Here is a 12,080-nt window from a genome sequence, read left to right as displayed (position 1 = left end):
TGTTACGACCGAGGAGACACATGATCGTCCGCACGCTCGACGAGATCACCGACACCGAGGCCGACGTCAAGAGCGAGAACTGGCGCTCCAAGCGCATCATCCTCGCCAAGGAGGGCGTCGGGTTCTCGGTGCACGAGACCACGCTGTACGCCGGGACCGAGAGCTTCTTCTGGTACGCCAACCACGTCGAGGCCGTCTTCATCACCTCGGGCGAGGGTGAGATCGAGGACCTCGCCACCGGCGAGGTGCACGAGCTCAAGCCCGGCACGCTCTACCTGCTGAACGACGCCGACAAGCACATGGTGCGCCCCCGCACCGAGATCAAGTGCGTGTGCGTGTTCAACCCGCCGGTGACCGGCCGCGAGGTGCACGACGAGAACGGCGTGTACCCGCTCGTCACGGAGCCCGAGGCGGAGACGACCGCCACGGTCTGAGCTCTCACCGCGCGGGGCGACGCGAGAAGGCCCCCGCGCACGGTCGCGTTCACGGGCGCTGCGCGCCCTGCACTTCGCGTTTGACGACCGTGCGCGGGGGCCTTCTCGCGTCTTCAGAGGGTTCCGGCCGCCGTCCTGACGGGGCCGGCCGCTCGCCCTCAGCCGATGCGGTAGCCGTCGTTGCGCAGCCGGTCCAGGACCGCCGCCCGGTGCTCGTAGCCCTTGGTCTCGAGCTGCAGCGTCACGAGCACCTCGGAGATCTCCAGGGTGGTGTCGGTGCGGCGGTGGTCCACGCGCACGATGTTGCCCTCGGCGGCGGCGATCGTCTCCAGCAGGGTCGCCAGGGCGCCCGGCTTGTCGTCCAGCCGCACCGAGAGCTGCAGGTACCGGCCCGCCGCGACGAGGCCGTGCTGCACCACGCGCTGCAGCAGCAACGGGTCGATGTTGCCCCCGGTCAGCACGGGCACCACGGTCCCGGGGTACGCATGCGGCGTCGCCATCACCGCCGCGACCGACGCGGCCGCCGACGGCTCCACGACGAGCTTGCCGCGCTCGGCCACCATCAGCAGCGCGCGCGACATCTGGTCCTCGGTGACGGTGCGCACCTCGACGCCGAGGCGGGTCAGCACCTCGAAGGGCACGTCCCCCGGCGTGCCGACGGCGATGCCGTCAGCCATGGTGGCCCCCAGGTCACCGGCGAGCGGGCGCCCCGCGGCCAGCGAGGCCGGGTAGGCCGCCGCCGAGGCCGCCTGCACGCCGACCACCCTGACGTGCGGCGCCAGCTCCGCCAGCACCGTGGCGATGCCGGCCACGAGCCCGCCGCCACCGAGCGGCACGACGACCGTGCCGACGTCGGGCACCTGCTCCAGGATCTCCAGCGCGACGGTGCCCTGGCCGGCGACCACGTCCACGTGGTCGAACGGGTGGATGAGCACCTTGCCCGTGCGGGCGGCCTCGGCACGAGCCGCGCCCAACGCCTCGTCCACGCTGGCACCGAGCTGGCGCACCTCGGCGCCGTAGCCCCGCGTCGCCTCCAGCTTGGGCACCGAGGCTCCCAGCGGCATGTAGACGACGGCGGGGATGCCGAGCTGTTCCGCGGCGAGCGCCACGCCCTGGGCGTGGTTGCCGGCGGACGCCGCGACGACGCCGCGCTGCTTCTCCTCCGGCGTCAGGCCCGCGAGCCGCGTGTACGCGCCCCGGATCTTGAACGAGCCGGCCCGCTGCAGGTTCTCGCACTTGAGGACGACGTCGGCGCCCGCGATCTGCGTCAGCGCCCGGAACGGGTGCACCGGCGTGCGGGTCACCACGGGGGCGAGCAGCTCTGCGGCCGCTCGGACGTCGGCCAGCGTCACACGATGGATGGGGTGCGGTGTCGTCACGTCCTGCTCTCTCCTGCCGGTCCGGCGTCGTCAGCCGGTACGGCAGGGTCAGCACCCGGGGTGGTGGGCGCTGCACCGGCGTCGCCCTGCGACGCGCCGGACCGGCTTGGCCACAGGAGCGTACCTGGCAGGTCGGCGAGCGAGGGACGGCGGCGCAGGAGTGGCAGGTGGTCGGCGGTCCCGAGCTCGGGGAACTTGTCGTGCCCGTGCAGGTACTGCATGACGGTGTTGAGGACGGCGGCGAGCGGCACCGCGAACAACGCGCCGATGAGCCCTGCGGCCAGGCTGCCTGCCGCGACGACCAGCACCACGGCCACCGGGTGCAGGGAGACCGCGTGCCCCATGAGGAACGGTTGGAGGATGTGGCTCTCGGCCTGCTGGACCAGCAGCACGATGCCGAGCATGATGGCCGCGGCGACCCACCCCTCGGCGACCAGGACGACGGCGCAGGCGATCGCGCCCGTCACGATCGCCCCCAGGATCGGCACGAACGACCCGATGAACACGAGGATGCCGATCGGGATCGCCAGCGCCGGGACGAAGAAGGCCGAGCCGATGCCGATGCCGAGGGCGTCGACCAGTGCCACCAGGATCTGCGTGCGCACGTAGGACGACAGCGTCACCATGCCGCGCCGGCCGGCCTGGTGGACCTTCTCCCGGGCCGCCATCGGCAGCACGTTGACGACCCAGGTCCAGATGCTGCGGCCGTCCTGCAGGAAGAAGATGGTGCAGAAGAGCGCGATGATGATGCCGACCAGGACGTGGCCCACCGTCGTCGCCGCGCCGAGGGCGCCGGTGATCAGGGAGGAGCTCTGCTCCGCGACCAGGTCCTGCGCCTGGTTGCCCAGGTCGCTCAACGTCGCCGTGTCGAGGCCCAGCGGGCCCTCGGACAACCAGGTGAGGAACTCCTCGAAGCCTGCCACGGCCTGGTCCCACAGGTCCTGGAAGCCGTTGACGATCGACTGGCCCGCGACGACCACGAGCCCGGTCACGAACGCGATGAGTCCCAGGATGGACAGTGCCGTCGCGAGCCCGCGGGGCACGCCCCACCGCTCGAGCGTGAGCCGCAGGGGACGCAGCAGGATGCTGATCAGCAGAGCCACGGCGACCGGGACGACGATCGTCTTGAGCTGGGAGAGCAGCCAGACCAGCCCCGCGACCCCGGCGGCGATGATGAGCAGGCGCCACGACCACGCCGCGGCCCCGCGCACGCTCGCCGGGACCATGTCACGGCCGCTGGCAGAGGCCTCCTCCGGGTTCACCACGGGCCCACACTAGGTGGCCCGTGGCGGCATCGCCTGACGGTCCCTCCGGCAGGTCGGAGGTTCGCCGACGGCGAAGCGGTCAGTCGGGTTCGAGCTTGCGCCGCTGCGGGTACAGCGTCTCGCCGCGCTCCAGCATCGCGACGAACCTGGCGGCGTTGCGCACGCGCGTCTCGTCCTTCTTCACCGTCGCCAGGCGGTGGAGGATGGCGTACCGGTTCTGCGACGTGAGGATCTCCCACATGGCGGTCGCACGGGGACTCCCGGCGAGCGCCGCGGACAGGGCGGGCGGCACCTCGATCGTGGCCGGTCCCGCGTAGGCGGCGTCCCAGCGGCCGTCCTGCTGCGCCCGGTCGATCTCCGCCTGGCCGCGGGGGCGCATGCGCCCCTCGGCGATCAGCCGGGCGACGATCTCCCGGTTACGCACGGACCAGATGCTGCGGCGCCGGCGCGGGCAGTACCGCTGCAGGCTCGTGGCCTGATCCCGGCTCTTCGCCTGCGCGTCGATCCAGCCGCTGCACAACGCCTCCTCCAGCGCCGCGGCGCGGGTGAGGGTGGTCGGCGCGTCCTGGCCCTTCTTCGCCACGATCAGCCACACGCCGTCGGGCGCGGAATCCTCGTGCTCGTCGAGCCACGCCCGCCAGGCGTCCACGCCGGGCAGCAGGAGGGCATCGGGATCGTTCGGTCGGGCCATGCTGCGACGCTACGCCGGGCCCCCGACAGGGTGCACCGCACCCGCCGGAGGGGCAGACTGTGCGCGACCATCGCCGTCGCCCGTCCCCGACCGACCGGAGCCGCCATGTCCTCGATCGCCCTGTGGGGCACGGTGATCGCCGGCATCGTGGTCCTGACCCCGCTGGCCGACCGGATCCGGGTCCCGCTGCCGGTGCTGCTGACCCTGTTCGGCATCGCGCTGCCGCTGCTGCCCGGCACCCCGCACCTGTCGATCGACCCCGACCTCGTGCTGCCCGTCGTCCTGCCGCCGCTGCTGTTCGCCGCGACGCAGCGCTCCACCGCGCGCGAGTTCTCCGCGCAGGCCCGGCCCATCCTGCTGACCGCCGTCGGGCTGACGATCGCGTCCGCGGCGCTCGTCGCCGTCGTCGCGCACGCGGCGGGGGTGCCGTGGGCGGTGGCGTGGGTGCTGGGGGCGATCGTGGCACCGCCCGACCCGGTCGCCGCCACCGCCGTGGCCCGGCGCCTGCGCCTGCCGGGGCGGGTGGTGACGGTGCTCGAGGGCGAGGGCATGTTCAACGACGCCACCGCCCTGGTGATGTACCACGTGGCCGTCGCCGCGGTCGTGGCCGGGTCGGTGACGGCGGGCGAGGTGGGCCTCGACCTGGCGCTCGCGCTCGTGGTGGGCGTCGCCGTCGGGCTGGCCCTGGGCTGGCTCGGCCACGTGGTGCTCGGCCGCCTCCGGGTGCCGGCCGCCGAGACCACGGTCACGCTCGCGCTGCCGTTCGTCGCCTACGTCCTCGCGGAGGAGCTCCACGGGTCGGGCGTGCTGGCGGTCCTCTCCCTGGGCCTGCTGCTGCGCAACGTGTCGCACACCTCGGTCTCCTCCGGCGGCTGGCTGCTGGGCCGCTCCGTGTGGGAGTACGCCGACTACCTCATCACCGGCGTCGTGTTCGTCCTCATCGGGTTCGAGCTGACCTCGGTGCTCGACGGCTCCCCCGTGGGCGCGGCCACGCTGCCGCTCGCGCTCGGTGTGGTCGCGCTTCTGGTGGTGCTGCGGTTCGTGTGGATGTTCCCCGCGGTGTGGCTGCTGGAGCGCGGCCTGGCCGCCCGGGCGGTGCGCCAGGGCGTGCCGGCGGACGTCGCGGGCGTGGGGGCGTTCACGCGGCGCGAGACGACGGTGATCTCGTGGGCGGGGATGCGCGGCGTGGTGTCGGTGGCGTCCGCGCTGGCGCTGCCGCACCTCGTGGGTTCCGGTGACGAGTTCCCGCACCGGGACACCGTCGTCTTCGTGGGGCTGATGGTCGTGCTGATGACGCTGGTCCTGCAGGGGCTGACGCTCGCGCCCGTGGTGCGCCGCCTCGGCGTCGGCAGCACGGTGGACGAGGTGGCGGAGATCGCCCGGCTGCGTGAGGAGGCGACCCGCGCCGCCCTGGAGTCCGTCCTGGCGCGCGACGACGTCCCGGCACCGGTGCGGGAGGCCGTCGCGCTCCAGTACGAGGGCTACCTCACCGCCCAGCGGGCCCTGTCGCAGGCCCGCAGCGCCGGGGACGACGTGGAGGGCCGGTACGGCGAGCTGGTCGACGCGCTGCTGCGCGACGCGACGGAGGTCGAGCGCGGCGTCGTCGTCCGGGCGCGCAACGAGGGGCTGGCGAGCCCGCACGTCGCCGACGAGGTGCTCGCCGACGTCGAGGCCCGCGCCGTCCGCGACCTCGATTGACCCCTCCCCCCTCTCCGCTGTGGGTGCACGACACGCCGATATGACCCTCGTGCCCACGGCGCGTCGTGCACCCACAGCGGAGGACACGGGGCCGACGGCGGAACACCGGGGCGCGCCGCATCGTTGCGCAGGTGCGGGGTCGGCAGAACGGCCCCCGCACCGCACCAAGGAGGCGACGCGATGTTCGAGAACCTGTTCGGCCAGTCGGCGAAGACGACGATGGTGGCTCCCGAGGACACCCTGCCCGGCCGTGAGTCGCCGATCCTGCCCGCCCCCCGCACGCACACCGTCCTGGGGACCTCGCTCACCGGCCCGTGGGAGCCGGGCACGCGGGTGCTCTACCTCGCGATGGGCTGTTTCTGGGGCGCCGAGGAGATCTACTGGCAGGTCCCCGGCGTGGTGAGCACCGCCGTCGGCTACATGGGGGGCACGACGCCGAACCCCACGTACGAGGAGGTGTGCTCGGCCCGCACGGGGCACACCGAGACGGCGATGGTCGCGTACGACCCGTCCCGGGTGAGCGAGGCCGAGCTGCTCAAGATCTTCTGGGAGCGGCACGACCCGACCCAGGGCTTCCGCCAGGGGAACGACGTGGGCACCCAGTACCGCTCCGGCGTGTACTGGACGACGCCGGAGCAGGCCGAGGCGGTCCGCCGCACGGCCGAGCAGTACGGCGAGGTGCTGGCCGCGAAGGGCTACGACCCGATCACCACCGAGATGCGCCCCGCGGCGGAGGCGGGTCCGTTCTTCTACGCCGAGGACTACCACCAGCAGTACCTGTCGGCCGCGAAGAACCCGCACGGGTACCGCTGCCACGCGACGACGGGCGTGCCGTTCCCGGACGCCGCCTGACCGCTGCCGCTGCGTGCGCCGCGGTGCGTGCGCCGCGGCGGCTCAGTGCGCCACGGTGAACCGGGTGCGCCGGTGCGCGGGGGTCTCGATCTCGTCGACGAGCGCGCGGGCGAAGTCCGGGCCGGAGATCGCGGACTCCCCCGCGTCGTCGGTGAGGAGCACGTCGCCGCCGACGCGGTAGCTGCCGGTGTCCTCGCCCGGCGCGTAGGCACCGAACGTCGCGGCGGGGCTGAGGTAGAACCAGTCGAGCTCCGGGGACGCCTCACGCAGGTCGTCGAGGATGGCGGCGAACTCGGCGGCCTCGTCCTTGAAGGCGTCGGGGAACTCGGGGGTGTCGAGCAGCCGCGGTCCGCCCCCGGCGACCTGCAGCGAGGAGGCGCCGCCGACGACGGCGAGACGCACGCCGCGCTCCTGGGCCGCGGCGGCGAGCCGGGCGTACGCGGGCCGGACCTGCCCGGCCATGTCTCCGCGGGGCGAGACGCTGGCGACGACGACGTCGGTGCCGTCGAGCGCGGCGGCGATCGCGGCGTCGTCGAGCACCGAGCCCTCGGTGTACTCGACGCTGTCGACCCGCTCCGCGGGGGCCGACCGGCTGAGCGACCGGACCTCGTGGCCGCGGGCTGCGGCTTCACGGACGATGTGGGTGCCGGCGTACCCGGTGCCACCGATCACGGTGATGCGTGCCATCTGGGGCTCCTCTGATAGTTACTGTTGGAGAGTCGCTCTCCAACGGAGAGGCTAGGACGTAGACTGGCGGCGCGCAAGGAGGACCCGTGACCCAGCTCCCGTTCGACCCGTACCAGCGCGGCTGCCCCAGCCGCACCGTCCTGGACCGCATCGCCGACCGCTGGTCGGTGCTCGTCCTGGGCGCGCTCGACGGCGGCCCGCTGCGCTTCACCGCGCTCGCCCACCGCGTCGACGGGGTCTCCCAGAAGATGCTCACCCAGACCCTGCGCGGCCTGGAGCGCGACGGGCTCGTCGCCCGGACCGTCCATGCCGAGGTGCCGCCCCGCGTCGAGTACACCCTCACCGACGCCGGTCACGGCGCGCTCGCACCGATCCGCGCGATCGAGCAGTGGACCCTCGCCCACGCCGGCGAGGTCCTGGCGGCCCGCGCCGCGTACGACGAGGCGCGCACGAAGGCTTCCTGACCCCACCGGCAGCGGGAGCCGCCGCGCGACTGTCGGTGTGCCCTGCGACGATCGACGGGTGCTGCTCGCCGAGCTCGTCGACACCCACGCCGCCGTCGCCGCGACGCGGTCCCGCCTGCGCAAGCGCGAGCTGCTGGCCGCGGCCCTGCGCTCCGCCGCCGGGGAGGGCGACGTGCCGCCCGAGCAGCGCGGTACCCAGATCGAGGTCGTCGCCTCCTACCTCTCCGGCCGGGCGCGCCAGCGCCGCACGGGGGTCGGCTGGCGTTCGCTCGCCGACCCGCCTGCGGCCGCGAGAGAGCCGAGCCTGACCCCCGTCCAGGTCGACGACGCCCTCGAGACCATGGCCGGGCTGCAGGGGCCCGGGTCCCAGGCGGCCCGCGCCGCCGCGCTGACGGCCCTCTACTCCCGCGCCACGCCCGACGAGCAGCGCTTCCTCACCGGGCTGGTCCTCGGCGAGCTGCGGCAGGGCGCCCTCGACTCCCTGCTCCTGGACGCCATCGCCGCCGCCGCCGACGTCCCGCTGACGTCCGTGCGCCGGGCCGCGATGTTCAGCGCGCTGTCCGGCCCCATCGCGCGGGCAGCACTGACCGGCGGCGCCCCGGCGCTGGAGTCCTTCGGCCTGCGGGTGGGGCGCCCCGTCCGCCCCATGCTCGCCTCCTCGGCGCCCGACGTCGGTGGAGCGCTCGAGCGGTTCGACGGCGTCGAGGTCGCCGCAGACGTCAAGCTCGACGGCATCCGCGTCCAGGTCCACCGGTCCGGTGACGACGTCTCCGTGTTCACGCGCTCGCTCGACGACATCACCGAACGCCTGCCGGAGGTCGTGGCGCTGGCACGGTCCCTCGACGTCGAGTCGGCCGTGCTCGACGGCGAGGCCATCGCGCTGGACGAGACGGGACGGCCCCGAGCCTTCCAGGACACCGCCGCGCGCACCGGCAGCCACGACGCCGAGAGCCACCAGGGCCGGACGCCGTTGACCGTGTTCTTCTTCGACATCCTGCACCTGGACGGGTCCGACCTCATCGACGCGCCGGCCGCCGAACGCCTCGTCGCGCTCGACATCGCCGCGCCGCCGTCCGCCGTCGTGCCCCGCGTCGTGTCCGCCGACCCCGACGCCGTCCAAGGCTTCTTCGACGACACGGTGGCCGCCGGGCACGAGGGGCTCGTCCTCAAGTCGCTCGACGCCCCGTACGACGCCGGACGGCGCGGATCCGCCTGGGTCAAGGTCAAGCCGCGACACACGCTCGACCTCGTGGTGCTCGCCGTCGAGCGCGGATCAGGGCGCCGCGAGGGCTGGCTGTCGAACATCCACCTCGGCGCGCGCGACCCGGCCACCGGCGGTTTCGTCATGCTGGGCAAGACGTTCAAGGGGATGACCGACGAGACGCTCGCCTGGCAGACCGAGCGGTTCATCGAGCTCGCCGACGGGCCGACCGACGGCTCCGTGGTCCGCGTGCGCCCGGAGCAGGTCGTCGAGATCGCGTTCGACGGCGTGCAGCGGTCCCCGCGTTACCCCGGCGGCGTCGCCCTGCGGTTCGCGCGGGTAGTCCGCTACCGCGACGACAAGACGGCCGAGGAGGCGGACACCATCGACCAGGTGCGGACGGTGGGCAGCGTCTAGGGCTGAAGCCGCACCGCGGCCGCACGGCGGTCCGCGACGGTCGGCGCACGGATCCGGACGCACGGATCCGGACGCACGACGGCCCGGTATCGGGAGCGGGTCACGCTCCCGATACCGGGCCGTCGTGGGTGCCGGCGCTCACCGGCGTGGGTCGTCAGGCCGAGGCGCGCCGCGAGCGGGCGTAGAGCACGGCGCCGACGCCGGCACCCACCAGCGCCAGAGCGCCGAGGGTGATCCCGATCGCGCGACCCGGGCCGGTCTGCGGCAGCTCCGCCTGCGTCTGTGCGCGCACCGTCTCCGCCTCGTCGGCGTCGAGCTCGACGGCGACCTCGGAGGCACGCGGCTCGTCACCCTCGCCCGCACCGGGCTCCACGGGGGCCACCGTCTGCGGGCGGGGGTCCGGCGACTCGTCCGTCGTGGGCTCCTCGGTCTCGACGGCCGGCTCGCCCGGCTCCTCGCCCCCGGGGACCTCGGGCGTCTCGTCCGGCAGCTCGGCCGACGGCGAGGGGCTCGGCTGGTCCGACGGGTCGTCCCCGGGCTCCTCGGCCGGCGGCGTCTCGCCGTCCGGGGTCGAGGGCGTGGGCTTCGGCGTCGGGTCCGTCGACTCGTCCGGGACGTCCGTCGGCGTGCCGGCGTCCACGTACGCCACGGCGTAGTGGCTGATCGCCTTGCACTTGCCGCCTGCCACGTAGGAGATGGTCACCTCGGCCACCGGCTCGTCGAGCGTGACGATCTTCGGGCCGTCGCCCTGCTGCGCCGAACCTGCCTTGACGCAGTACGCGGAGATGAGCTTGCCCTCCGGTGCCGTCAGGGTGATCGTCTCGCGCTCCCCGTCGACGTCCGTCTTGGCCACGTCCATGTCCGGGCAGACGTTGTCGCCCCAGGTGCGCGTGTCCTCGGGCCAGCCGTAGGTCTTGCCACCCTTCTCGACCTCGCCGCCGTCCCACCGGTCGCCGATGCGCGAGTCCCCGTGGCCGTCCCAGTGGCGGTCGCCGCCTCCCGTCGCGGCAGCGGGTCCGGCGGTGAGGCCGAGGGCGAGGAGCACGGCGGCTCCGAGGGCTAGGGGCGTGCGCATGGCGCTCCTCTGTGAGTCAGGACGGGGTGTGCCACGCAGGCGTCGGCTCGGTCGTCCGAGCCGGGACGCAGCGGGGTGCGCAGGCGATCCTATCGAAACGGACTTACCGCGTGAAGGGGTACGAGAGAACAATAAGCCTTGTGTCCGTCACGACGCCCTGTCCGCGCCGCGCTCAGCGTCCGCGGCGCCCCTGCCCCGGCCGCCCGCGCCCCCGGCTCCCGCTGCCACGGGGTCCTTGCGCCTTGCCCCGACGAGCTGCCGCGGCCTTCTTGCCCTCGGCAGCGCCCTTGCCGCCCTTGCTCCCGGAGCCGCCCTTGGCCGGAGCCTTCTTCGGCGAGCGGGCCTCGTCGGGAGCACCACGTCCGCGCGAGCTGTTCGCCGTGCGCCCGCGCACGATGCCGACGAGCTCCTCGACCAGCTCCGCCACGTCGTCGGGCAGGCCGTCCCGGCACCAGACCAGACCGACCGGCGACTCGGGCACGCCCTCGACGACCCGGTTCACGGTGTCCTTGCGGTGGTGCAGCCGCGCGAGCGACATCGGCGTCACGACCACGCCGGAGCCGGTCGCGGCCCACGCGATCGCCTCCTCGGTCGAGGCCGGCACCGGCTCCACCAGGGTTCCCGTGCCGTCGTCGTAGGCCTCCGGACGGCGGCCCGGGCGATCGACACCGGCGCCGAGCAGGACGTCGTCGCGCGGGACCCACAGGACGTCGTCGGCGAGGTCGTGGGCCGCGACCCGCTCGGACTCCTCGGTGGCCGCGACCAGGTGGTCCCTCGAGACCACCACCACGGGCAGCTCGGCGTACAGCGGGATGGCGTGGAAGGTCTCCTTGTCGACGGGCAGCCGGCCGATCGCCGCGTCCACCTCGCCGTCGCGCAGGGCGGACGGCACGTCGGCGGCCGCTACCTGGACCAGCTCGAGGAACACCCCGGGCAGCCGCTCGCGCCAGGTCCTGGCCCACTTGCCCGGCGTCGCCCCGGGGACGTACCCCAGCCGGAACCGCGGGCCGTCGTCCGGGCCGGGACCGCCGTCGTCGGGCCCGGTGCCGCCCGGCGCGGGGCGGGTGTCGTCGCTCACGCGACCAGGTTACGGGGCGCCGCGGCCGCCGACCGGCGACTAGGCTGGGCCCATGGCCGGAACCCCCTTCTCCCAGCAGGTCCTCAAGCCGACGAACGCGGCGAAGAAGCTCGGGGTGTACCTGCCCGCCACGCCGCCGGAGTTCCAGGAGCACGGGATCACCCGCGCCGAGCTCGAGAAGCTCGAGGAGCAGCCGCCCGAGTGGCTCGTCGAGCTGCGCCGCAACGGGCCGCACCCGCGCCCCGTCGTCGCCGGCCGGCTCGGCATCTCGATCGCCGGCCTGGCGCGCGGTGGCATCACCGACCCGCTCACGACCGACCAGATCAACGAGCTGCGCGACGACCCGCCCGCGTGGCTGGTCCGCGAGCGCGAGACCGCCGCCAAGGTCCGCGCCGAGGAGGAGCGGGTCGCGGCCGAGGCGAAGAGAGCAGAGAACCGCTGATCCGACCGGCACTTCGTGATCTGATCGGCAGTTCGAGGTGCCGGTCAGATCACGAACTGCCGTCCTGATCCGCGGCGGCCACGCGGTCCGTGTGCCCCAGCGCGAGGTCCGGCGCGACGGCGTCCCGCACCGCCTTCTTCAGCGGCGGGATCTCAGGGAACCCGCCCTCGGCCTTGCGGTCCCACAGCAGCACCGGCTCCGCGCCCGGCGCCGGCACCAGCTCGACGCGGAACACCCCGCCCGTACCCGGCACGAGCGCCACCTCGCCCAGCCGCGTCCGGAACGTCTGCAGCAGCTCCTGCGCCACCCAGGCGGCCCGCATCAGCCAGCGGCACTGCGTGCAGTAGGTGATGGTCACCCGGGCGTCCGACGACGTGGCTTCGTCCATGCGCCCAGA

At 74.0% G+C, this 12,080-nt stretch carries 13 protein-coding genes; 6 read left to right on the top strand and 7 right to left on the bottom strand.

Annotation, left to right across the window (positions count from 1 at the left end; all coding sequences use genetic code 11):
- Positions 1-20 precede the first annotated feature (20 nt).
- A complete protein-coding gene (locus BCL65_RS10300; protein WP_106267693.1) occupies positions 21-434 on the top strand; it encodes an ectoine synthase in 414 nt (137 codons plus the stop codon).
- Between the two features lie 158 nt (positions 435-592).
- Here the strand turns inward: BCL65_RS10300 and ilvA are convergent, their stop codons facing one another.
- The 3 genes from ilvA to BCL65_RS10285 form a co-directional block, all read right to left on the bottom strand.
- Entirely contained in the window at positions 593-1,813 is a 1,221-nt protein-coding gene (gene ilvA / locus BCL65_RS10295) for a threonine ammonia-lyase (RefSeq protein WP_106267691.1), read from the bottom strand.
- Positions 1,810-3,078, bottom strand: a complete 1,269-nt coding sequence (locus BCL65_RS10290; RefSeq protein ID WP_308221179.1) for an AI-2E family transporter — start codon at positions 3,076-3,078, stop codon at positions 1,810-1,812. The genes ilvA and BCL65_RS10290 overlap by 4 nt, the downstream gene beginning before the upstream one ends.
- Before the next feature lie 79 nt (positions 3,079-3,157).
- Positions 3,158-3,769: a YdeI/OmpD-associated family protein gene (locus tag BCL65_RS10285; RefSeq protein ID WP_106267686.1), complete on the bottom strand. Its 612-nt coding sequence runs from the start codon at positions 3,767-3,769 to the stop codon at positions 3,158-3,160.
- Positions 3,770-3,874: 105 nt separating this feature from the next.
- Between BCL65_RS10285 and BCL65_RS10280 the strand changes: the two genes are divergently transcribed.
- Complete coding sequence (locus tag BCL65_RS10280; RefSeq protein WP_106267684.1) at positions 3,875-5,467, top strand: Na+/H+ antiporter; 1,593 nt, start codon at positions 3,875-3,877, stop codon at positions 5,465-5,467.
- Between the two features lie 180 nt (positions 5,468-5,647).
- Positions 5,648-6,319 carry a peptide-methionine (S)-S-oxide reductase MsrA gene (msrA, locus tag BCL65_RS10275; protein WP_106267682.1) on the top strand — a complete coding sequence of 224 codons (672 nt, stop codon included), beginning with the start codon at positions 5,648-5,650 and terminating at the stop codon, positions 6,317-6,319.
- Positions 6,320-6,361: 42 nt separating this feature from the next.
- On the opposite strand, the gene BCL65_RS10270 is transcribed toward msrA, so the two are convergent.
- On the bottom strand, positions 6,362-7,006 hold the full coding sequence (locus BCL65_RS10270) for an NAD(P)-dependent oxidoreductase (RefSeq protein WP_106267680.1): 645 nt from the start codon (positions 7,004-7,006) through the stop codon (positions 6,362-6,364).
- Positions 7,007-7,092: 86 nt separating this feature from the next.
- Here BCL65_RS10270 and BCL65_RS10265 point away from each other — a divergent pair, with 86 nt between their 5' ends.
- The gene (locus tag BCL65_RS10265) at positions 7,093-7,470 is read left to right on the top strand and encodes a winged helix-turn-helix transcriptional regulator (protein ID WP_106267678.1); all 378 of its coding nucleotides are present in this window, start codon (positions 7,093-7,095) and stop codon (positions 7,468-7,470) included.
- 58 nt (positions 7,471-7,528) lie between these two features.
- Positions 7,529-9,088, top strand: a complete 1,560-nt coding sequence (locus BCL65_RS10260; protein ID WP_106267676.1) for an ATP-dependent DNA ligase — start codon at positions 7,529-7,531, stop codon at positions 9,086-9,088.
- Positions 9,089-9,242: 154 nt separating this feature from the next.
- On the opposite strand, the gene BCL65_RS10255 is transcribed toward BCL65_RS10260, so the two are convergent.
- Positions 9,243-10,163, bottom strand: coding sequence for a hypothetical protein (locus BCL65_RS10255; RefSeq protein WP_106286527.1), 921 nt, complete (start codon positions 10,161-10,163; stop codon positions 9,243-9,245).
- Positions 10,164-10,335: 172 nt separating this feature from the next.
- Positions 10,336-11,241, bottom strand: a complete 906-nt coding sequence (locus BCL65_RS10250; RefSeq protein WP_106267672.1) for a LysR substrate-binding domain-containing protein — start codon at positions 11,239-11,241, stop codon at positions 10,336-10,338.
- A 52-nt stretch (positions 11,242-11,293) separates the two neighbouring features.
- Here BCL65_RS10250 and BCL65_RS10245 point away from each other — a divergent pair, with 52 nt between their 5' ends.
- Positions 11,294-11,683 (top strand): DUF5997 family protein, encoded by a 390-nt coding sequence (locus BCL65_RS10245; protein ID WP_106267670.1) that lies wholly within the window; start codon positions 11,294-11,296, stop codon positions 11,681-11,683.
- 49 nt (positions 11,684-11,732) lie between these two features.
- Here the strand turns inward: BCL65_RS10245 and BCL65_RS10240 are convergent, their stop codons facing one another.
- Positions 11,733-12,071: a SelT/SelW/SelH family protein gene (locus BCL65_RS10240; protein WP_106267668.1), complete on the bottom strand. Its 339-nt coding sequence runs from the start codon at positions 12,069-12,071 to the stop codon at positions 11,733-11,735.
- Between the last annotated feature and the right edge of the window lie 9 nt (positions 12,072-12,080).

It is taken from the genome of Isoptericola halotolerans, from assembly GCF_003003075.1.
Lineage (GTDB): Bacteria > Actinomycetota > Actinomycetes > Actinomycetales > Cellulomonadaceae > Isoptericola > Isoptericola halotolerans_A.
This window is presented reverse-complemented; position numbering and strand designations above follow the sequence as displayed.

Coding starts and splice junctions, on each gene's coding strand:
- BCL65_RS10300 (WP_106267693.1), top strand. CDS start 21: ATGATCGTCCGCACGCTCGACGAGATCACCGACACCGAGGCCGACGTC.
- BCL65_RS10285 (WP_106267686.1), bottom strand. CDS start 3,769: ATGGCCCGACCGAACGATCCCGATGCCCTCCTGCTGCCCGGCGTGGAC.
- BCL65_RS10280 (WP_106267684.1), top strand. CDS start 3,875: ATGTCCTCGATCGCCCTGTGGGGCACGGTGATCGCCGGCATCGTGGTC.
- msrA (WP_106267682.1), top strand. CDS start 5,648: ATGTTCGAGAACCTGTTCGGCCAGTCGGCGAAGACGACGATGGTGGCT.
- BCL65_RS10270 (WP_106267680.1), bottom strand. CDS start 7,006: ATGGCACGCATCACCGTGATCGGTGGCACCGGGTACGCCGGCACCCAC.
- BCL65_RS10255 (WP_106286527.1), bottom strand. CDS start 10,163: ATGCGCACGCCCCTAGCCCTCGGAGCCGCCGTGCTCCTCGCCCTCGGC.
- BCL65_RS10245 (WP_106267670.1), top strand. CDS start 11,294: ATGGCCGGAACCCCCTTCTCCCAGCAGGTCCTCAAGCCGACGAACGCG.
- BCL65_RS10240 (WP_106267668.1), bottom strand. CDS start 12,071: ATGGACGAAGCCACGTCGTCGGACGCCCGGGTGACCATCACCTACTGC.